Below are 20,403 nucleotides of genomic sequence, written 5' to 3' on the forward strand. Positions count from 1 at the left end.
GCGAGCAGCCCGGCGTCCAGGCCGCCGGACGCGCCGGCGGTCTGCCAGACGGTCCGCCGCAGCTGCCCGCCGGCGTCGTCGGTGACGGTGACCTCGACGGGGGCGCCTTCCGGGCGGAGGCCGGGGGCATCGTCCGCGCGCGGCCCGGTGGCGGACCGGGTGAGGGTGCGGACGCCGTCCGGGGTCTCCACCACGACCTCGCCGAGGCCGGGCAGGGTGAGCAGCAGCGCGTCGTCGATGCCGGCCAGCAGGCGGCGGGTGAGGTCCTCGGCGGCGGCGTCGCGCAGCGGCAGGACGACCACCGTGTCGTAGCCCTCGGGCGCCGGGCCCTCGGCGGCGAACGGCAGCCGCAGCAGCGGCACGTGGCCGTCCCGGCGGCGCAGTTCCTCGGCCAGCGCGGGCTGTGCCTCGGTCAGCGCGCGGGCCTCGCCGAGCGACCAGCGCACGCCGCCGGCGGCGCCCAGCACGGCGGGCTCGTCGGTGACGGCGAGGACGGCGGCGAAGCCGACGCCGAACCGGCCGACGGTGGGCTGCTCGTCCGACCGCTTCGAGGAGGCGCGCAGGGTGGAGAGCGACTCGACGGCGGCGGCGTCCAGCGGCGCGCCGGTGTTGGCGGCGGCCAGCACGCCGTCCGCCAGGGTGAGCCGCAGCCGGCCGGGCCCGCCGCCGGCCCGGGCCGCCGCGTCGGCCGCGTTCTGCGCCAACTCGACGACCAGCCGGTCGCGGTAGCCGCCGAGGGCGAGCTCCTCCTCGGCGTTGGCGTCCTCCCGGAACCGGGCCGGGGAGGCGGCCCAGGCGGCCAGCACCCGGCGGCGCAGTCCCGCGCTGCCGAAGGGGTCCGCGAGGTGCTCGTCCGTGCCGCTGCCGATGATCCGAGGTTCCACTGGACCTGCCGCCTTCCGCCGCCCTGTACTTCGTACGGGGGGCATTCTCCCCCGCCCGGGCACCCCCGGCGGACCGGGGCCTGCCGTTGCCTAGGCTGAAGCACCTGTTCCGGCTGGTGAGGGGGATCGCCGTGGTGTCCGACGGTTCGTGGTACGTCCTGATCGAGCGCGACCGGCGGGACTACGGCGACGCCGTGTACTACCGCTGGCAGCTGACCGAGCCCCAGGAGGCCCCGCTGGGCCGGGAGCAGGCGGTCGCGCTGGCGGAGGAGGCGGCCCGGACGTACGTCCCGCGCGAGGGCGCGGAGCCGGCCGGGGCGCCGGCCCGGCGGGTCTTCCGGCTGCCCGACGGCGGCTTCCTGGTCGAGCTCCGCCGCTCCGGCTGGGTCCGGCACTTCCGGGTCACGGTCGGCGAGCTGGTGCACACCGAGGAGGGGGCACCCGCGCCCCGGCCTGCGGCCTCCGCTCCGGCGGAGGCGCCCACGGACGCCGTCCCGCCGAAACGCGGTCGGTTCGGCCGCCGCTGAGCCCGGAGCGCCGACGGTTGAACCGGGAACAGCCGCCGCTGAGCCGGGAACGCCCGCGGTTGAACCGGGAACAGCCGCCGCTGAGCCGGGAACGCCCGCAGGCCCCAGACATGCCGGTGGCCCGCCCCACCGGTGCGGTGGGACGGGCCACGGGCGGTCCGCTCAGGAGTGGCCGAGTTCCTCGGCCGGGGCGTCCGGCTCGACCGAGCCGGAGGTGCGGTCCGCGTGGAGCTGCAGCGGCTCGACCACCAGCTCGTCGAGGATCAGCTCGGACGGCGCCGGCGGGGCCGGGATGACGGCCGCCTCGGAATGGCCGCCGCAGCCGTACGCGAAGGAGACGATCTGGCCGTCGGCCGGGCCGAACTCGTTGCCGCAGACGCCGAACGCCTGGCCGAGCGAACCGCCGATCGGGATCAGGAAGCCGCAGCTCGCGCACGCGGCGGGGGCCGACTGTGCCATCGGGGTCTGCGGGCCGTGCGCCTTCTCCCAGCGGTCGGCGGCGAGGTGCAGGCCGAGCCGGGAGAGCACCCGGCTGCGTCCCATGCCGAGTTCGTCGGCGACGGCGCTGATCTGGGCGCGGGCCGGGGCGGGCTGGATGTGCGGGTCGGTGACCACGACGTCCTCCTCGGCGGCCATCGCCACCGCGGAGTTCGGCGCCGGCTCGTCCTCGCCGGTCCAGCCCGGCTCCAGACGCAGGTCGTCGGCGTCGGTGGGCAGCAGGTCGCCGGGGCCCATGTCGCCGGGGCGCAGCCGCTCGCTCCACGGCACCCACTGCGGGGCGAGGACGGCGTCCTGGCCGGGCAGCAGCACGACCTCGTCCAGGGTGACGTTCTTGGCGCGCGGGGCGCGGGCGACGGTGACGGCCCAGTGCCAGCCCCGGTACGCGGCGTCCAGGCACTCGAAGGTGTGGGTGACGACGCGGTCGGCGTCCGCCTGGACGCCGAGGTGCGCACCGACGGTGTCTGCTCCGACGGCCTCGTCCGCTGCCTGCCGGGCGAGTTCGACGGCCTCGGCACAGAGCCGATCGGGGGTACGGCTTCGCATCGCAGCACTCACGGCGTCGATTCTCTCCCAGTTCTTCTGTTGCCCACGGCGTGTTGCCTGTCCGCTCGCGGCGCGGTTTCCCTCGTCCATTCTGCGCGACCACGGGCCGCCTCGGATACCGGCCGCGCCGCTCGTCCGGTCCGGCCGGCGCCCGGCCGGCCGTCAGGCGGACCCTGGGCAGGCTACCCGCCGGTCGGCCACCCGGCACAGTCCGGGGCGGCGCCCGGCACCCCCGGACACCCCGTCCGGGGCCTCCGGACGCCCCGCCCGGCACGGCCCGACACCGTCTCCGGCATGGGCGGACACGGTCTCCGGCGCCGTCGGACACCGCGTCCGGCACCGCGACGGCCGCGCCGACCGGAGCGGAATCCCGCGTCGTCGTCACGATTCTGGGGCAGGATGGGCTTGTGGCGGACGAAAAACCGTCGCAGCACGCACTGCGCGCCTCGCAGGCCGACGGCAGCCCCGACGAGGCGAACGCCGTGCCGCGACAGCAGCCTCCGGTCCACGCTGCGGGTGAACCGCAGCCGGTGGGCGCCTCCACGACGCCCCCCGACCTCACCAAGGACGCCGGGCCCGCGGACCCCCCGGCGGACCTCACGGAGGACATCACGGCGGACCCCGCGGCAGACCCCGCGGCGGACCCCCCGGCGGACGTCACGGAGGAGGAGCTCGCCGACGAGGAGCCCGCCGAGGAGCCCCGGCGGCACTTCCTGGTCCGCACCGCCTCCGCCGCCGGCTCCCGCACCGGAAAGGTCGTGCACGGCACCGGCCGCCGGATCCGCAAGGCCACCTCCGCCGAGGGCGCCGGCGAGTCGGGCCTCGCCAAACTGATCGAGCTGCACGCGCTGAACTCCTTCGGCGACATGCTGATCACCGTCGCGCTGGCGTCGACCATCTTCTTCTCCGTCCCCACCGGCGAGGCCCGCGGCCGGGTGGGGCTCTACCTGCTGATCACCATGGCGCCGTTCGCGGTGCTCGCGCCGGTGATCGGCCCGCTGCTGGACCGGCTGCCGCACGGCCGCCGGGCCGCGATGGCGATGTCGATGCTGGTCCGCGCGGTGCTGGCGTGGACGATGGCCGGCACGGTGGTCGGCGGCGGGCTGGCGCTCTACCCGGAGGCGCTGGGCGTCCTGGTGGCGTCCAAGGCGTACGGGGTGGTGCGCAGCGTCGTGGTGCCCCGGCTGCTGCCCAGCCGGCTCTCACTCGTGAAGGCGAACTCCCGGGTCACCCTGGCCGGCCTGCTGGCCACCATGGTGGCCGCCGGGGTCGGCGGACTGCTGCACCTGATCGGGCCGGGCTGGCCGCTGCGCGGCGCCTTCCTGGTCTTCGTGATCGGCACCCTGATGGCCTTCCACCTGCCGCACAAGGTGGACTCGGCCAAGGGCGAGCAGCGCGCCGTGCTGCACGCGGAGGTGCACGGCGCGACCGCCGCCGGCGCGCCCCCCGCCGGGGACGCCGCCGCCCCGAAGCCGCCCAAGGCCTCGCTGCGCACCGTCGGCCCCTCGGTGATCCTGGCGCTGCGGGCGATGTCCGCGCTGCGCTGGCTGGTCGGCTTCCTGGTGATGTTCCTGGCGTTCCTGCTGCGCGAGGAGCCGATCGGCGGGCTGAAGCCCACCGTGGCGCTCGGCCTGGTGGCGCTGGCCGCCGGCACCGGCAACGCGCTGGGCTCGGTGCTCGGCTCCTGGCTGCGCACCCGCGGCCCGGAGCGGACGGTCACCGCGATGCTGCTGCTGGCCACCTGTGCGACGGCCGCCGCCGCGTTCTGGTACGGCGTGGTCACGGTGATCGTGGTCGCCGCGGCGGCCGGGGTGGCGGCCTCGCTGGGCAAGCTGGCGCTGGACGCGCTGATCCAGCGGGACGTCCCGGAGGCGGTGCGGACCTCCGCCTTCGCCCGGTCGGAGACGCTGCTCCAGCTGTCCTGGGTGGCGGGCGGCGCGGTCGGCATCGTGCTGCCGCTGAACGGCGTCCTCGGTCTCTCGCTGGCGGCCGCGGTGGTCGGCCTGGTGCTGCTCTGGACGATCCGTTCGCTGTTCCGGGTGGGGCTGCGCCGCCGCCCGGCCGCGGCCCGCGTCGCCTAGCCCGCCCCGGCGGACACCCGTCGTCCGCGGACCACAACACGCGGTTGCCCACCCCCGCGTAGCGTGATCGGCAAAGCCCGGTAGCCTCTGACGCATGAGCCTCAGCACCCGTGTCATCGCCGCCCTCGGCGCCGTCGTCGTGATCGGCGCCGGCACGGTCGGCGGGTCCATCGCCTACGCCTCCGGCCAGGATGCGCCGAGCGACCACCGCGTGACCCTCACCGTCGGCAACTCCTCCATGGAGGAGAGCCCGTTCTGCTTCAACGACGGCAAGCCGCTCACCGACGAGCAGCAGGAGCAGTGCCAGGACAAGGCGAGCAAGGCCCTGGACGAGGGCAAGCTCCCGAAGTCCGACGTGTCGCCCAGCGACCGGATCGGCGTCGGCGTGACCCCCGTCGTGGCGGACCGCGGCTGGTGGGCCAACACCAACGGCGGCGGCCAGGCCTCCGGCGGCCGGTTCACCCTGGCCACCGCGGCCAAGGACGTCACCTGGTCCGGCGCGGTGCCGGCCACCAAGGCGATCAACGCCTCCGGCAAGACCCTGGTCACCGTGGTCGAGTCGGACCCGAAGCAGCCCGACGGCATCTACGGCGTCTGGTACTTCGAGCTGAACACCCAGGGTTCCTGACGGCCCAGCGGTGACCGAGCGCCTCTCCGACGAGCAGTCGGCCCCCGGGCGGGGCCGGCTGCTCGTCGTCGTCGCGGTGGCCGCCGAGGCGGAGGCGGTGCTGCGCGGCCTCGCCGGGCCGGCGCCCGGTGCCGTCGGCCGCCTGCCGCTGCCCGGCGGTGAGCTGCACCGCGTCACGCACCCCTCGGGCGTCACCGCGGACGTGCTGGCGGGCGGGGTCGGACCGGCCGCCGCCGCGGCCGCCACCGCCACCGCGCTCGCCGCCCACCGGTACGACCTGGTGGTCTCGGCCGGCATCGGCGGCGGCTTCGCCCCGCAGGCGCCGGTCGGCGCGACCGTCCTCGCCGGGGCGATCGTGGCCGCCGACCTCGGTGCGCAGACCCCGGACGGGTTCGCCGACGTCACCGAGCTGGGCTTCGGGACCGTCCGGCACACCCCCGCCCCGGCCGCCGTGGCGCTCGCCGCGGACGCCCTGGGCGCCGTCACCGGCACCGTGCTCACCGTCTCCACGGTGACCGGCGGCGCCGAGCGCGCCGCCGCCCTGACCGCCCGCCACCCGGACGCGGTGGCCGAGGCGATGGAGGGCTTCGGCGTGGCCGAGGCCGCCGCCCGGTACGGCGTGCCGGCCTTCGAACTGCGCACCGTGTCGAACCCGGTGGGCCCGCGTGACCGGGCCGCCTGGCGGATCGGCGAGGCGCTCGCCGCGCTGGAGCGGGCCTTCGCCGCGCTGCCCTGTCCGGAGTTCCTGAAGGAGGCCCGCCGTGGCTGAAACGCTCACCATCGCGCACTCGCCGTGCCCGAACGACACCTTCGTCTTCCACGCCTGGACGCACGGCCTGGTGCCCGGCGCGGACGCCCCCGAGGTCACCTTCGCGGACATCGACGTCACCAACGGCCTGGCCGAGCGCGGCGGGCCGGACGTCCTGAAGGTCAGCTACGCCGCCCTGCCGTGGGTCCTGGACGAGTACGCCCTGCTGCCCTGCGGCGGCGCGCTCGGGCGCGGCTGCGGCCCGCTGGTGCTGACCCGCCCGGACACCGGGGGCGACCTGACCGGCCGGACCGTCGCCGTCCCCTCCGAGCGGTCGACCGCCTACCTGCTGTTCCGGCTCTGGGCGGCCAAGGCGGTGCCCGGCGGGTTCGGCGAGATCGTCGTCCTGCCGTTCCACGAGATCATGCCCGCCGTGCGGGACGGCCGGGTGGACGCCGGCCTGGTGATCCACGAGGCCCGCTTCACCTACCAGCAGTACGGCCTGCACCGCCTCGCCGACATGGGCGAGGCCTGGGAGCAGGAGACCGGCCTGCCGATCCCGCTCGGCGCGATCATCGCCAAGCGCTCGCTGGGCGCGGAGCGGCTGCAGGCGATCACCGAGGCGATCCGCGCCTCCGTCCGGCAGGCCTGGGCCGACCCGTCGGCCGGCCGCGCCTACGTGCTGGCGCACGCCCAGGAGATGGACCCGGGCGTCGCCGACCAGCACATCGGCCTCTACGTCAACGAGTTCACCGCGGACCTCGGCGAGGAGGGCTACGGCGCCGTCCGTGCGCTGCTCACCCGGGCCGCCGACGAGGGGCTGGTGCCCCCGCTCGGCCCGGGTGCGCTGGACGTCTGAGAGCGGACCGCCCGCTCACCCGCCGGACCGGGCGGTCACACGTCGAACTGGTCCGCCACCGCACGCAGCAGCCCGGCCAGCTTCTGACCGGCCGGCTTGGCCGGGTAGCGGCCGTGCTGGAGGCCGGGCAGCACCGCGTCCATCATCGTGATGAGGTCCTGGACGAGCGCCGCCATGTCGTCCGGGCTCTTCCGCTGGGCGGCCGCCACCGACGGCAGCGCGTCCAGCAGCTGCACGGCCATCGCCTGGTCACCCCGGTGACCCGCGACCACGCCGAATTCGACCCGCTGGCCCGGCTTCAGCGCGGTGACACCGGTGGGCAGCGCCTTGGTGTGGACGAAGACGTCGCCGCCGTCGTCGCGCGACAGGAAGCCGAAGCCCTTCGTCTCGTTGAACCACTTGACCTGGCCGGTGGGCATCTCGAACAGTCCTCGATGTGGGTGTGAGGGATCCCGGCCCTGGCCGGGGATCACTGGGTGGTGGAAGGGCGGGCCGACCTCCGCACGGCGCCCGTGCGGGCACTCATGGTCAGCACGCTGTAGGGAGCAGACTAACGTTCCGTCACTGCCTCATCCGCGTTCCGCGATGGATCCGTACGGGGCTCTCGCGGCCACGGGCGACCCGGGACTGGCATGGCCGGGGCGCAACTCGGCGCTTTCCACTGGCTCACACCCCCGGTCCGAGGAGACGGGGCGCACCTGTCGCACCCCTTGGCACAGCCTGCATACCCCCGCCCAGCAGGGATCGAAACTCCCAGCTCCCGGGAAACTGCGCAACGTGACCGGTCCGCCCGCCGCCGGTCCGGCGCCGCCGTGCCCCGGGCGCTCTGCCAGACTGGGACGGCAGACCGACCGAACAGGCCCGCCGGGCCGCCCCGGCCCGTGGAGGAGCAAGCCCAGTGAGCAGCCAGAGCGCCGACCGCGGCGACAGCTACGTCAAGGCCGGGGCGGTCGTCTTCGGGCTCGGCGCGCTCGCCACCCTCGCCACCTTCGTCCCGCTGTTCCTGCACCTGACGCCGCTGCCGACGGCCGCGTACTGGCTCAGCATGCTGATGCCGCTGGGCTTCCTGCTCGCGATGACCGGCCTGCTGCTCTCCGCCCGCGCCCAGCGCCGCCGGGTCCGCTCCTGACCGTCCCGGACAGACCCTAAGCCGTCGCCGCGAGGTGTCCGGCCAGCCAGGCCGGGAAGCCGGTGAGGTCGGCCAGCACCACGTCCGCGCCCGCCGCCAGCAGCTCGTCCGCGCCGTACGGCCCGGTGGCCACGCCCACCGCGACGGCGCCCGCGTGCCGGGCGCCCACGATGTCGCCGAGGTGGTCACCCACGTAGACGCTCGCACCCTGCTCGCGCAGCGCCTCGCCCTTGGTCTCCGCCCAGAGGTCGCCGGCCAGCGCGTCGGCGTGCAGCCCGGCGTGCTCCAGGTGCAGCCGGGCGTTCGGCTCGTACTTCCCGGTGATCACCGCGACCCGGCCGCCGTGCGCGCGGACCGCCGCGACCGCGGCGTGCGCGCCGGGCAGCGGCACGGTGGGGGCGAAGGCGTGCTCCCGGTAAAGCTCGCGGTAGCGCGTGGCCACGGCCGGCACCCGCTCGGCCGGGAACCAGTTGGCCAGCTCGTCCAGCAACGGCGGGCCGAGCCGGGTGACCACCAGGTCGGCGTCGATGTGCGTGCCGGTCTCGGCGGAGAGCGCCACGTAGGTGGCCCGGATCCCGGGCCGGGTGTCCAGCAGGGTCATGTCGAGGTCGAAGCCGACGGTGAGCGGGGCTACCGGGGTGGAAGGCATGCCGTCAGGCTATTCCAACGGGGGTGCACGGGGACGGGGGGTCCGGGGACGGGGCGCACGGGGGACGGGGCTGCACGGCGGACGGGGCTGCACGGCGGACGGCGGGTAGAGACGGGGAAAGGGACGGGGGTGTGCGCAGGACGGGGTGCGCCGGCGATCGCCCCGGCCCCCCACGGAACCCAGGTGTGCCCCGGCCGACTGCGAGAGAGGGCCATGACCGAGACCACCGCGCCGCCCGCGAGGCCCGCCACCGCACCCGGCAGACGGCGGCTGCTGCGCCGTCGCGTCCTGTGGCTCGCCGCCGCCCTCGTCCTCCTGGCCGCCGCGGTGCTGCTGAGCCTCGCGGTCGGCAGCCGGACCGTCCCGCCGGGCGACACCCTGGGCGCGCTGCTGCACGGCGGGGACAGCACCAACGCCGTGGTCGTCCGCGAGCTGCGGGTGCCCCGGACGGTGGTCGGCCTGGCGGTCGGCGCCTCGCTCGGCCTGGCGGGCGCCGTGATGCAGGGCATCACCCGCAACCCGATCGCCGACCCGGGCATCCTCGGCGTCAGCCAGGGCGCGGCGGCCGGCGTGGTGCTGGCGATCTCCGTCTTCGGCGTCTCCACCCTCACCGGCTACGTCTGGTTCGGCTTCGCCGGAGCCGTGCTCGCCGCGGTGCTGGTGTACGGGCTGGCCGGGCGCGGCCGGGGCGGGGCCACCCCGGTCAAGCTGGCACTGGCCGGTTCGGCGCTGTCCGCGTTCATCGCCTCGCTCAACACCCTGGTGCTCACCACGGACGCCGCCGCGATGGACCGGTTCCGGTTCTGGCAGGTCGGCTCGCTCTCCGGCCGCACCGCCGGCGTCGCCTGGCAGCTGGTGCCGTTCCTGCTGGCCGGCACGGTGCTGGTGTTCGCGGTGGCGCGCGGGCTGGACGCGCTGGCGCTGGGCGACGACACCGCCAGGGGGCTCGGCGCGAGGACCGGCGCGGTCCGGGTGGTCGGCGCGCTCGGCGCCACCGTGCTGACCGGCTCGGCCGTCGCCGCGGCCGGCCCGGTCGCCTTCGTCGGCCTCGCCGTCCCGCACGCCGCCCGCGCGGTGGCCGGTGCGGACCACCGCTGGGTGCTCGCCCTCTCCGCCGTACTCGGGCCGGCCCTGCTGCTGCTCGCCGACGCGCTCGGCCGGGTGCTCTTCCCGCCGTCCGAGGTGCCCGCCGGGGTGATGACCGCGCTGGTCGGGGTGCCGGTGCTGGTCGCGCTGGTCCGGCGCCGGAAGGTGGTCGCGGCGTGACGGCCGTCGCCCTGCTGGGCTACACCGTGCTGCGGGCCGGGCGCGCCTCCTTCCTGCTGCACCGGCGCTCGGCGGGCGCCGCGCTCGGCCTGCTGGTGCTGCTCGCCGCCGCCGTGGTCGCCTCGCTCTGCCTGGGCGAGTCCACCGTCTCCCCCGCCGAGGTGGTGAAGGTGGTGCTCGGCCGGCCGAGCCCGGACGAGCTGGTGGTCGGCGCGTTCCGGCTGCCCCGGGTGGTGGTCGGCCTGCTGGCCGGCGCCGCGCTCGGCCTGGCCGGCGCGCTGGTCCAGACCGTCGCCCGCAACCCGCTGGCCAGCCCCGACGTGGTCGGCGTCTCGTGGGGCGCCACCGCCACCGTGGTCGGCCTGACGGCGTACGGCGCGGTCGGCTCCGCCGGGCAGGTGCCGTACGCGGCGGTGGCGGGCGGCCTGGTGGCCGGCCTGCTGGTGTACCTGCTGGCCTGGCGGCGCGGCCTGCACGCCCAGCGCTTCGTCCTGGTCGGCATCGGGATCTCCGTCGCCCTCTCCTCGCTCACCTCGGTCTTCCTCACCAAGGGCGACGGCTTCCAGGCGCAGGCGGCGAAGGTCTGGATGACCGGCAGCCTCAACGGCTCCGGCTACGACCAGGCCGGCCCGCTCGCCGGGGTGCTGCTCGCCGCCGTCCCGGTGGCGCTCTGGGCCGCGCGGGCGCAGCGCTCGATCTCCTTCGACGACGCCACCGCCGTCGGCCTCGGGCTGCGGCTGGGCCGGATCCGGCTCGGCATGGCGCTGCTCGGCGTCGTGCTCGCCTCCTGTGCGGCGGGCGCGGCCGGGCCGGTGGACTTCGTCGCGCTGACGGCCCCGCAGATCGCCGTGCGGCTGGCCCGCTCGGCGCAGATCCCGCTGTGCTGCTCGGCCCTGACCGGCGCGCTGGTCGTCGTCCTGGCCGACCTGCTCGCCCGTCGGCTGCTCGCGCCCACCGAGCTGCCGGTCGGCGTGGTGACCGGCCTGATCGGTGCGCCGTACCTGATGTGGCTGCTGATCCGGTCCCGCCGGGGGCAGTCCCCCTCCTGATGGAAGCCGCCCGACGACCGCTGGAGAGTCCCGCATGACCGCCGAGCCCGCTGCCGCGCCCGCCGACCCCGGCCCCGCCACCGCTGCTGCCGCCACCGCCCCCGGCCACCGTCTGGAGGCCCGGGGCCTGACGCTCGCCTACGAGGCGCGGACGGTCGTCGAGGGGCTGGACCTCGTCGTGCCGGACGGGAGGGTGACGGTGATCGTCGGCCCGAACGCCTGCGGCAAGTCGACGCTGCTGCGCGCGCTCGGCCGGCTGCTGACGCCGGCCCGGGGCGCGGTGCTGCTGGACGGCGCCGAGCTGGCCCGCGTCCCGACCAGGCGGATCGCCCGGCGGATCGGGCTGCTGCCGCAGTCCCCGGCCGCGCCCGAGGGCATCTCGGTGGCCGACCTGGTCTCGCGCGGCCGGCAGCCGCACCAGCGCTGGTGGCAGCAGTGGTCGGCGGAGGACGAACGGGCGGTGGCGGAGGCACTGGAACGCACCTCCACCGCGGAGCTGGCCGAGCGCAGCGTGGACGAGCTCTCCGGCGGGCAGCGGCAGCGGGCGTGGATCGCGATGGCGCTCGCCCAGGGCACGGACATCCTGCTGCTGGACGAACCGACGACCTTCCTGGACATCGCGCACCAGGTGGAGGTGCTCGACCTGGTCCGGCGGCTCAACGTCGAACGCGGGCGGACGGTGGTCGCCGTGCTGCACGACCTCAACCAGGCCGCCCGGTACGCGGACCACCTGGTGGCGATGCGGGACGGCCGGATCGTCGCGCAGGGCGACCCGGCCGAGGTGGTGACGGCGGAGCTGGTGCGGGAGGTGTTCGGGCTGGACTCGATGGTGGTGCCCGACCCGGTGACCGGCACCCCGCTGGTCGTACCGGGCGCGCCGTGGACGGCCAAGGCGGACGTCCAGCGGGCAATTCGGACATAATCGACGCGCCCGGGGCCGGACCCGTTCCGGCCGCCGCTCCCGTCCGTGCCGCCGCCCGAGGACCGCCGATGCCCCCGACCACCCGCCGCACCCTGCTCGCGGGGCTCGGCGCCGCCGCCCTCGCCGGGTGCACCGTGCGGCACGCCACGCTGCCCGTCGACACGACCGCCGCCACCGTTCCGCCCAGCCCGCCGCCGGTGCCGCCCGTCACGGTGAACACCGCCGTGGGGCCGGTCCTGGTGCCGGGCGCGCCGATGCGCGTCGTCACCCTGAACACCGCCGCCTTCGACTCGGCGCTCACCCTCGGCATCACCCCGGTCGGCGCCGCCCTGGCCCCGCTGGACCCCGGGTTCCCCGACTACTGGCCGGCCTCCCGGCTGAGCGGGATCACCCGGGTCGGCTCCATCGGCACCCCGGACCTCGCCGCGGTCCGCGCCCTGCGACCGGACCTGATCCTCTCCGACCAGGCGCGCGACGGCGGCCGGTACGACCAGCTGCGCGAGATCGCGCCGACCGTGCTCACCCAGACCACCGGTGCCCCCTGGAAGGCGGACTTCCAGCTCCACGCCCAGGCCCTCGGCCGCCAGGACGCGGCGGCGGCGTTCGTCTCCTCGTACCAGCGGCACGTCTCGCAGGTGGTCCAGGCGCTGGCCGGCGCCAAGGCCTCGGGGAGGAGGATCAGCCTGGTCCGCTTCGTCGAGGGCGGGGGCATCCGGCTGTACGGGAGGCAGAACTTCCCGGGGACGGTCCTGGCCGACGTCCAACTGGGCCGCCCGGACCCGCAGAACGTCGACCAGCCCGACCTGGAGATCCCCGTGGACCAGATCGCCAGGGCCGACGGCGACGTGCTCTTCCACGCCACCTACGGCGATCCCGGCCGGGCCGGCACCACGGCGACCCTGGCCGGCCCCGGCTGGCAGTCGCTCGGCGCGGTCCGGGCCCACCGCGCCTTCGAGGTGGACGACCAGCTCTGGTTCCAGGGCACCGGCTACACCAGCGCCAACTACGTCCTGGCGGAGCTGCAGCGCCTCCTCGGCGCCTGAGCCCGCGCCAGCCCCCTCGGCAGGCGTCCGCGGCCCTGCAGCGCAGCGGCCCCCGCACTCCGGAGGGAGCGCGGGGGCCGCGGGCGTTCCGGCCGCGGACGGGTCAGGAGAGCAGGCCGTCGTAGTCCGGGAGCTTGAAGGTGCGCTCGGCGTGGCCGCCGTTGAGGTCGGTCCAGTTGTTGCCGACGCTGGCGATGATCGTGTAGCCCTCGTTCTCGACCTTGACCCGCTCGTCGGTCTTGTACTGCTGGACCGGCTTGAAGAGGTCGCACAGGTTGCGCCCGTGCAGCTCGTCCACGGTGTAGCCCGCCTTCTCCAGGCTGTACCGGGTGACGGGGGCGATGAAGTCGACCCGCGCGGTGACGAAGACGATCGCGACGCCGTGCGCGTGGGCGTACTGCGCCAGCTCCACCACCGGCTTGATGCCCTGCATCGTGATCGGGTGGAAGTGCGTGGCCAGGGTCGTGTTGTCGATGTCGAACACGATCGCGGGCCGCTCGCCCGCCGACCCGGCCGCGCGCTGCTCGACGTACGCACGGGCCGGCGCGATGGCGGCGGTGACGTCGGCGAGCCACTGCTCCTCGGTCACCGCGGTGCCGCCCGCGGCGGCAGGGGCGGCGGCGGGGGCGGCGGCAGGGGCAGCCGGGGTGGCGGGGGCGGCGACCGCGGGGGCCGCCAGGCCGGTGGTGATCGCGGCCGTGAGGGCCGCAGTGGCAACGAGCTTCGCCTTGATGCTCATGTGGGGGAGCAGGCCTTTCCGTCGGGGATGTCGTTCAGCACACGTCAATCGGCGAGAACGTACTGCAGCCGACGGCGTAGGCCAATACCCGCGGGTAACAAACAGTGGGCAGGAGGACGAACAGTTGGCCGCCCCGGACCTGAGGCCCGCTCAGTCCTGCTGGCTGCGGTCGGCGGCGTTGAGGGACGTGATCAGGCCGCTCAGCCGGGAGTTCCAGTCCTGCGACGTCCGGCCGTCGATCGCGTGCTTCTTCGCGAGGTCCCGCACGGTCCGCTGAGCGTTCTTCAGCTCCTGCGCGGCGTCGTCCGGCTGCCCCTGGTTCAGGCGGGCGGCGGCGTCGTCCAGGGCGTGCAGCAGTTCGAGCTGGCGGTCGCGCTCCTTGCCGACCTGGGTCTGGGCGACGGCCTGGCGCAGGGCGTTGAGCTGGACGGCCGGGCCCTGGCCGCGCGGCGGGGCGGGCGTGGTGACCGACGGCGTGGGAACCGCGGACGGGGCGGTGGGGGCCGCGGTGGCGGTGGGCGTCGGCGCCGGGGTGGCCGCGGCGCTCTGCGTCGCTCTGGGGGCGGCGGCCGGGGCCCCGGGAGTCCCCGGGTCGTCGAAGGCGGTGAGCGCCAGCATCGCGGCGCCGGCGATGCCGGCCAGGCCGAGGGCGCCGAGGACGAGCGGCTTGCGCCGGCTCTCCCGCTCCGGGGCGGGCCCGGGCTCGAAGGACGGCGAGCCGAACGGCGGCTGCGCCGGGACGGGCGCCATCACCGAGGTGGCGGCCGGGACCGGCCCGGGCGGCACCGGCACCGGCGGCAGCAGCTGGGTCGCCTGGCCGGCCGAGGTGGCGGCCAGCAGGTCGCCCGTCGGGTCGCCGACCACCAGCCCGGGTATGCAGGCGAGCAGCTCGGCCCGGGCGGCCGCGGCGTCCGCCGGGCGGTCCGCCGGGTTCTTGGCGAGCAGGCGCAGCACCACCGCGTCCAGCGCCGCCGGCACCCCGGCGCGGTGCGCCGACGGCGGCAGCGGGGCCTCGCTGACGTGCTTGAACGCGATCGCCACCGGGGTCTCGGCGGTGAACGGGGTCGCGCCGGTGAGCATCTCGGTCAGCACGCAGCCGACCGCGTACAGGTCGGTGCGGCCGTCCAGCTCGGACGCCGTGGCCTGCTCGGGCGAGAGGTAGGCCGCCGTGCCGAGCACCGAGGCGGTCTGGGTGAGGTTGTTGGAGGAGCCGGCCCGGGCGATGCCGAAGTCGACGACCTTCACCCCGCCGTCGTCGGTGATCATGATGTTGCCGGGCTTGATGTCCCGGTGCACCAGGCCGGCGCCGTGCGCGACCGTCAGCGCCTCGCAGACGGCCGCCGCGATGCCCACCGCCCGCTCCACCGGCAGGCCGGGCTGCTGGGCCAGCAGGGCGGCCAGTGAGCGGCCCTGCACCAGCTCCATGACGATGTACGGCGAGCCCTGGTCCACGCCGGAGTCGAAGACCATGACGATCCGCGGGTGGACCAGCATGGCCGCGTGCTGCGCCTCCCGGCTGAACCGCTCGGCGAAGCGCGGGTCGTCGGCGAGGCCGCCGTTGAGCACCTTGACGGCCACCTGGCGGCCCAGGACGTGGTCCACGCCCCGCCAGACGGTGGCCATGCCGCCGACGCCCAGTGGCTCGACGAGTTCGTAACGCCCGTTGAGCGCCCGTCCGATCACCTGGAACTCCCCTCACTGGCCTCGCCCGGGGCCCCGGACCGCCTCGTGCACCTGTGCACGATAGCCCCCGACGCCCACGGGCTCCGGAGGTGTGTCCGCCGCCACACCCTGTGCGGGCACCCGCAGGCTGCCGTACCGCTGCATCCGCTGCCAGCGCAGCCGGGAGCCGGCCAGCGCGGTGAACACCGACTGGATCACCACCAGGTACATCAGCTGCCGGTACACGAACTGCTGCAGGGGCAGGCTCCACAGCGGGCCGAGCCGCTCCTTGTCCAGCCGGAACGCGTAGACGCCCATCAGCAGCTGGAGCAGCAGGAACGCGGCCCAGAGGCCGATGATCCGCACCGGGTCGAGGAACGCCAGCCCGTACAGCGCGAAGACGTCCACCACCGGGGCCAGCAGCGGCAGCAGCACCTGGAAGGTCAGCAGGTAGCCGAGGCCGCGCCGGCCCAGCTTGCCCGCCTGGCCGCCCTGGCGCAGCGCGCCGCGGTGCTTCCACATCGCCTGCAGGGTGCCGTAGCACCAGCGGTAGCGCTGCCGCCACAGGGCGGAGAGCGAGGCCGGAGCCTCGGTCCAGGCCTTGGCGCGCTCCTCGTACACGACCCGCCAGCCGTCCCGGCAGAGGGCCATGGTCAGGTCGGTGTCCTCGGCCAGCGTCTCGTCGCCGACGCCGCCGACCGCGAGCACCGCCGAGCGGCGGAAGGCGCCGACCGCGCCCGGGACGGTGGGCATGCACTCGGCCAGGTCGAACAGCCGGCGGTCCAGGTTGAAGCCGACCACGTACTCGATGTGCTGCCAGCGGCCGAGCAGTCCGCCCCGGTTGACCACCTTGGCGTTGCCGGAGACGGCGCCGACCGCCGGGTCGGCGAAGGGCTGCACCAGCATCCGGACGGCGTCCGACTCGAAGACGGTGTCGCCGTCGACCATCACCAGCAGTTCGGCGCGGGCGGCGGCGATGCCGGTGTTGAGGGCGGCCGGCTTGCCCGCGTTCCGCTGCCGGATCACCCGGACGCAGGGCAGCTGCAGCGACTCCACCAGGTCGGCGGTGCCGTCGGTGGAGCCGTCGTCCACCACGATGATCTCGACCGGGTGGTCGGAGGCCAGCAGCGAGCGGACGGCCGCCTCGATGCCGGCCGACTCGTTGTAGGCGGGGACGATCACGCTGACCGGCTCGGTGACCGGCGGGCCCCACGGCCGGCGGCGGCGCAGCTTCTTGTGCCGGCGGGCGGCGACCAGGACGGCGGCCGCGCGCAGCACGCTGACCGCGCCCGCCGCGTAGAGCAGCCAGCCCAGCACGGTCAGCGTCCAGTCACCGGTGCGCAGGACCTGGATCAGGGCCAGGCCCTGCCAGTGCTCGGCCCCGGTGGCCGGGTGGACCGGGTCGGGCAGGCCGACCGACTCGCTGACCGTGGTGAAGCGGAGGCCACGTGCCTTGAGCGCGGGCAGCAGGCCGTCCAGCGCGGCGACGGTCTGCCAGCGGTTGCCGCCGGCGTCGTGCATCAGCACGACCCGGCCCTCGTCGCCGGCCCCGGCGGAGGCCGCGCCGATGATCTCGTCCACGCCCGGGCGGCGCCAGTCCTCGCTGTCCCGGGTGGAGAGCACGGTGAGGTAGCCCTCCCGGCCGGCCTGCTGGACGGCGGACCAGGTCGGGTCGTCCAGCGCCTCGGCGGTGGACGAGTACGGCGGGCGCAGCAGCGAGGTGGTCACCCCGGCGGCACCGGCCAGGGTCAGCTGCGTCTCGCGCAGCTCCAGCGAGCGGCGCCACTCGGGCTGGGCGCCGAGGTCGGTGTGGGTGAAGGTGTGCACGCCGAGCTGGTGACCCTCGGCGACGATCCGGCGGACCAGGTCGGGGTGGGCGGCGGCCTGGGTGCCGACCACGAAGAAGGTGGCGTGCACGCCGTTGCGGCGCAGGGTGTCCAGGACCTCCGGGGTCCACCGCGGGTCCGGGCCGTCGTCGAAGGTCAGCGCGACGGTGCCGGGCTTGGGGCCGGCGCTCCGGGGCTGTGCCCCGGCCGCGTCGATCACCGGGCCGCCGGTGCGGATCTGCTCGGGGACCGTCGCCGCACCGGCCGGACGGGCGTCCTGGTCGGGGCGGTGGTCGAAGAGGTGCTGGGTGTAGCCCTGGAGCACCAGGGTGGCGGCGAGGGTGAGCAGCAGGGCGCTCAGCAGCAGCCAGTGGGTGCGCAATGGGCCCTGGCGGACGACGCCGCGCCGGCCGCGGCGGGGGGTCGGGGCGGCGGGGCCGGGACGGCCTGCTCTTCGGCGGCGGGAGGTGCTCACGAGGGTGCTTTCGGGAGGGCCTGGGCGGGTGCCTCGGAGGGGGCGAGGCGGTGGCGTCAGGGGGTCGGGGACGGCTTGCCGGGCTTGCCGCCGGGGTTGCCGGAGTTGCCCGGCGCGTCGGTGGGACGGCCGTGGCCGGGGGTGGGGGCGGTGGTCGGCCCGCCGTTGCCGTTGCCGTTGCCGCCGGGGGTGGCGGTCGCGGTGGGCGGGGTGGACGGCCCGGCCGCCGGGGCGGACGGCCGCGTGGTGGCCGCCGCGGCGGTGCTGTGGTGGTCGGCCGCCGCCGGCCGCGCAGGCGCGGGCTGAACGCTGTCCGGCCCGGGCGTGCCGGTGATCGTCGGCTCCGGTGCCGGCGGCTGCTCGGCGGGCGCGGGCGCGGCGGCACTCGGCGCGGCCGGCAACGGCAGGAAGGGCGCGTCCACGGTGGGCCCGCCGAGCAACGTGCTGGCCAGCAGCACCAGGTAGCCGGCGGCCGGCACGGCGAGCAGCAGGCCGAGCCGGCGGACCCGCCGCTGGCGACGGCCGGAGGAGTCCACGAACACCGGGGCGGCGGTGGTCTCGGCGGCCTGTTCGGAAGGAAAGGCGGCCGGGGAACCGGGCAGCGGATCCCCGGCCGCCGGCTCGTGGTCGTACAAAGCGACGGTCACGGTCGGGTCCAGGTCTGTCGGGTTGGGTGCGGCCCGCCCGACTGCGGGCGGGCGGGCCGCACAGAGCCCGGTCCCGGGCCGGAACGGGGGCGCGTCCGGGGTGCGCCTGCCGGTCCGGCCGGGGCCGGCCGGGTGGACGGCGGGCACGGGGGAGCCGGCCGGCCACCCGGGGTCTGTGGGTGGAGCGGGTGGTGCTGGTGTTACGGGTGGTGCTGGTGTTACGGGTGGTTCGGTCCGGATGGACGACGGGCCCGGGGGGATTCGCCCGCCGCCCATCCGGAGTTCTGGGGGTTACCTCTTGGGCGAGGCGTCGGCCGGCTTGTCGGTGTGGTCCGGCTTCGGGTGGATCTCGGGGAGCGTCGGTGCGACGGGCACGGCCGGGGTGCCCGCCGTGGGCCTGCCACCGGTACCGCCGTTCCTGCCGTCACCACCGCCGCCGGAGTTGGCGTTGCCGTTCGTGCTGCCGTTGTTGCCGTCGTTGCTGCCGCGGGGCTGCGGGGTGGCTCCCTGGCGGTCGTCGTCGGCCGCCCGCCGGAGGGTCTCCCGGCAGTACTCCTCCACCTTGTCCGGACCGCCGGCCTCCGCGACCAGCGCGCCGAACTGCGGGTCCGCGACCAGCGTGCGCGGGCGCTCGCCCTTGCCCGTCCGGTCGGAGAACCCCCGGCAGAGGGCGACCATGGCGCTCGGAACCGGCCCGCCCCTGGCCTCGCCGGAGGCCGGGGCACCCGGCGACGAGGGCTTCGCCGCCCCGGTCGACGGATCCGCGGACGGCGACGCGCCGGCGGACGGCCCGAAGCCGGGCTGCCGCGCTCCCGAGGCGGTGCCCGGCGTACCGGACCCGGCCGCCGGAGCGGACGTGCCGGCCACGGCCGGCTGGTGGTCCGGCCCACCGGACCCGCCGAGCGGGGACGGCAGGTTGCCCGTACCGGCCGCGACCGCGACGCCGCCGAGCGCAGTGGCGCCGAGCACGACGGCAGCGGCCTTCGTGCTGAAGGCCCTGGCCAGCGTGGCGGTTGCCATCGATCGCCTCCGGACGGTTGCGGGTGCAGCGGATACAGCAGGGACGGGCGCGAGACGGGCCTCCCGGAACGCGGCCAGGGCCGCCTCCTCCCCGGCCAGTTCGCCCGCCACCGCCGGGGCGGCGGCGGCCGCCAGCACGTGGGCCACTGCCGTGTGCCCGGTCCTGGCGTCCGGTCCGGTGAGCGAGGCCTCCTGCCCGGCCGACGGTCCGCCCACGGCGCCGCCGAGCAGCTGCTCGGCCGTGTCGGGGTCGATCCGGCGGGATCGGTTGGTGCTCATCTCATGTCCTTCAGCGTCGCGGCCCGGCGTTCTGTCACACCCTGCGCAGAATTTTTTTTCTCGGTTCTTCCGGCCCCCCGGTCGGCGGCTCTGCGGGCGCCCGGAGCACCCCGCGAACCGGCTCGTCCCGCGGACGGCTGGACCGGCTGCCCGGTCGGCCCAGTCGCCGGCTGCTGCGCCGGGATCCCCACCCCGCCGGGGAGGGTCTGCTCCAGCAGCTTGGCCAGCCGGCGCAGCCCCCGGTGGGCCGCCATCCGCACGCTGCCGGACCGCTTGCCGAGCACCTGCGCGGCGCTCTCCGCGTCCAGCTCCATCACGACCCGCAGCAGCACCGCCTCGGCCTGGTCGCGCGGCAGCCGGGAGATCAGCGCCAGCGCGTCCGAGGTGCCGACGGCGGCCAGGGCCGCGCCCGCGGTGTCGTCTCCGGCGGCCAGCTCGGACAGGTACTCGAACGGCAGGTCCGCGACCGGGCGGCGGCGCCGGGCCCGCAGGTGGTCCAGCGCCCGGTTGCGGGCGACGGTGGCGGCCCAGCCGCGGAAGCCGTCCCCGTCGCCGGAGAAGGTGCTCAGGTCGCGGGCGATCTGCAGCCAGGCCTCGGAGGCGATGTCCTCGGCGTCCTGGACGTCCTCGGGCCGGCCGCCGACCAGGACCCGGAGGTAGCGGAGCAGTCCCGGCTGGACGCTGCGGAACAGCAGCCGGAACGCCTCCTCGTCGCCGTTCTGCGCGGCCCGCACCGCCTCGGACAGATCGGCCGGGGCGCCGCCCGGACCGGTGGGCGGGGCGGACGGGGGGCCTGAATTCGGTACCGGTCCGGACGGGCCGCCGGGCCTGTCGGTGCCCGCTCCGGGGCGTTCTGCACTCTGCACCCGCCACATGATGCGCCATCCGGGCGACTCCGTCCGACTCGCCGACGCCGCGGGCGCCCC

General features: G+C 76.2%; 19 protein-coding genes and 1 pseudogene. 10 read left to right on the top strand and 10 right to left on the bottom strand.

The features are described from left to right. Nucleotides 1-884 (bottom strand): annotated as a pseudogene (locus ABZ885_RS02275) (molecular chaperone Hsp90); the annotation flags it as partial. 86 nt (nt 885-970) lie between these two features. Between ABZ885_RS02275 and ABZ885_RS02280 the strand changes: the two are divergent. Beyond that, nucleotides 971-1,411, top strand: coding sequence for a hypothetical protein (locus tag ABZ885_RS02280; RefSeq protein WP_360182350.1), 441 nt, complete (start codon nt 971-973; stop codon nt 1,409-1,411). Between the two features lie 162 nt (nt 1,412-1,573). Here ABZ885_RS02280 and ABZ885_RS02285 read toward each other — a convergent pair whose 3' ends face one another. Beyond that, the gene (locus ABZ885_RS02285; RefSeq protein WP_360182474.1) at nt 1,574-2,455 is read right to left on the bottom strand and encodes a DUF3027 domain-containing protein; all 882 of its coding nucleotides are present in this window, start codon (nt 2,453-2,455) and stop codon (nt 1,574-1,576) included. A gap of 758 nt (nt 2,456-3,213) precedes the next feature. On the opposite strand from ABZ885_RS02285, the gene ABZ885_RS02290 reads away from it, so the two are divergent. From ABZ885_RS02290 to ABZ885_RS02305, 4 genes are all read left to right on the top strand, one after another. Further along, nucleotides 3,214-4,536 (top strand): MFS transporter, encoded by a 1,323-nt coding sequence (locus tag ABZ885_RS02290; RefSeq protein WP_360182477.1) that lies wholly within the window; start codon nt 3,214-3,216, stop codon nt 4,534-4,536. Between the two features lie 94 nt (nt 4,537-4,630). Continuing rightward, complete coding sequence (locus tag ABZ885_RS02295; protein WP_360182353.1) at nt 4,631-5,164, top strand: hypothetical protein; 534 nt, start codon at nt 4,631-4,633, stop codon at nt 5,162-5,164. Between the two features lie 10 nt (nt 5,165-5,174). Beyond that, a complete protein-coding gene (locus ABZ885_RS02300) occupies nt 5,175-5,933 on the top strand; it encodes a futalosine hydrolase (protein WP_360182356.1) in 759 nt (252 codons plus the stop codon). Further along, nucleotides 5,926-6,771: a 1,4-dihydroxy-6-naphthoate synthase gene (locus tag ABZ885_RS02305; RefSeq protein ID WP_360182359.1), complete on the top strand. Its 846-nt coding sequence runs from the start codon at nt 5,926-5,928 to the stop codon at nt 6,769-6,771. The genes ABZ885_RS02300 and ABZ885_RS02305 overlap by 8 nt, the downstream gene beginning before the upstream one ends. A gap of 35 nt (nt 6,772-6,806) precedes the next feature. Here ABZ885_RS02305 and ABZ885_RS02310 read toward each other — a convergent pair whose 3' ends face one another. Then, entirely contained in the window at nt 6,807-7,190 is a 384-nt protein-coding gene (locus ABZ885_RS02310; RefSeq protein ID WP_360182362.1) for a cold-shock protein, read from the bottom strand. 479 nt (nt 7,191-7,669) lie between these two features. Between ABZ885_RS02310 and ABZ885_RS02315 the strand changes: the two genes are divergently transcribed. Next, on the top strand, nt 7,670-7,900 hold the full coding sequence (locus ABZ885_RS02315) for a hypothetical protein (RefSeq protein WP_360182364.1): 231 nt from the start codon (nt 7,670-7,672) through the stop codon (nt 7,898-7,900). A gap of 16 nt (nt 7,901-7,916) precedes the next feature. Here ABZ885_RS02315 and ABZ885_RS02320 read toward each other — a convergent pair whose 3' ends face one another. Further along, nucleotides 7,917-8,549: an HAD hydrolase-like protein gene (locus ABZ885_RS02320; RefSeq protein ID WP_360182367.1), complete on the bottom strand. Its 633-nt coding sequence runs from the start codon at nt 8,547-8,549 to the stop codon at nt 7,917-7,919. Nucleotides 8,550-8,762: 213 nt separating this feature from the next. Between ABZ885_RS02320 and ABZ885_RS02325 the strand changes: the two genes are divergently transcribed. The 4 genes from ABZ885_RS02325 (at nt 8,763) to ABZ885_RS02340 (ending at nt 12,829) form a co-directional block, all read left to right on the top strand. Then, entirely contained in the window at nt 8,763-9,815 is a 1,053-nt protein-coding gene (locus ABZ885_RS02325) for an iron ABC transporter permease (RefSeq protein ID WP_360182370.1), read from the top strand. Then, nucleotides 9,812-10,864 (top strand): iron chelate uptake ABC transporter family permease subunit, encoded by a 1,053-nt coding sequence (locus ABZ885_RS02330; protein ID WP_360182373.1) that lies wholly within the window; start codon nt 9,812-9,814, stop codon nt 10,862-10,864. The genes ABZ885_RS02325 and ABZ885_RS02330 overlap by 4 nt, the downstream gene beginning before the upstream one ends. Nucleotides 10,865-10,898: 34 nt before the next feature. Further along, nucleotides 10,899-11,786, top strand: coding sequence for an ABC transporter ATP-binding protein (locus tag ABZ885_RS02335; RefSeq protein WP_360182376.1), 888 nt, complete (start codon nt 10,899-10,901; stop codon nt 11,784-11,786). 68 nt (nt 11,787-11,854) lie between these two features. After that, entirely contained in the window at nt 11,855-12,829 is a 975-nt protein-coding gene (locus ABZ885_RS02340) for an iron-siderophore ABC transporter substrate-binding protein (RefSeq protein WP_360182379.1), read from the top strand. A 103-nt stretch (nt 12,830-12,932) separates the two neighbouring features. Here ABZ885_RS02340 and ABZ885_RS02345 read toward each other — a convergent pair whose 3' ends face one another. The 6 genes from ABZ885_RS02345 to ABZ885_RS02370 form a co-directional block, all read right to left on the bottom strand. Further along, nucleotides 12,933-13,568: an HAD family acid phosphatase gene (locus ABZ885_RS02345; protein WP_360182382.1), complete on the bottom strand. Its 636-nt coding sequence runs from the start codon at nt 13,566-13,568 to the stop codon at nt 12,933-12,935. Nucleotides 13,569-13,718: 150 nt separating this feature from the next. Then, nucleotides 13,719-15,251 (bottom strand): protein kinase, encoded by a 1,533-nt coding sequence (locus tag ABZ885_RS02350; protein ID WP_360182385.1) that lies wholly within the window; start codon nt 15,249-15,251, stop codon nt 13,719-13,721. 12 nt (nt 15,252-15,263) lie between these two features. After that, nucleotides 15,264-17,438, bottom strand: coding sequence for a bifunctional polysaccharide deacetylase/glycosyltransferase family 2 protein (locus ABZ885_RS02355; RefSeq protein ID WP_360182480.1), 2,175 nt, complete (start codon nt 17,436-17,438; stop codon nt 15,264-15,266). A gap of 149 nt (nt 17,439-17,587) precedes the next feature. Continuing rightward, complete coding sequence (locus ABZ885_RS02360; RefSeq protein WP_360182388.1) at nt 17,588-18,178, bottom strand: hypothetical protein; 591 nt, start codon at nt 18,176-18,178, stop codon at nt 17,588-17,590. A gap of 291 nt (nt 18,179-18,469) precedes the next feature. Beyond that, a complete protein-coding gene (locus tag ABZ885_RS02365) occupies nt 18,470-19,477 on the bottom strand; it encodes a hypothetical protein (protein WP_360182391.1) in 1,008 nt (335 codons plus the stop codon). Further along, a complete protein-coding gene (locus ABZ885_RS02370) occupies nt 19,474-20,355 on the bottom strand; it encodes an RNA polymerase sigma factor (protein WP_360182483.1) in 882 nt (293 codons plus the stop codon). The genes ABZ885_RS02365 and ABZ885_RS02370 overlap by 4 nt, the downstream gene beginning before the upstream one ends. Nucleotides 20,356-20,403: the final 48 nt, after the last annotated feature.

Origin of the sequence: Kitasatospora sp. NPDC047058, from assembly GCF_040643935.1 — a bacterium.
GTDB lineage: Bacteria > Actinomycetota > Actinomycetes > Streptomycetales > Streptomycetaceae > Kitasatospora.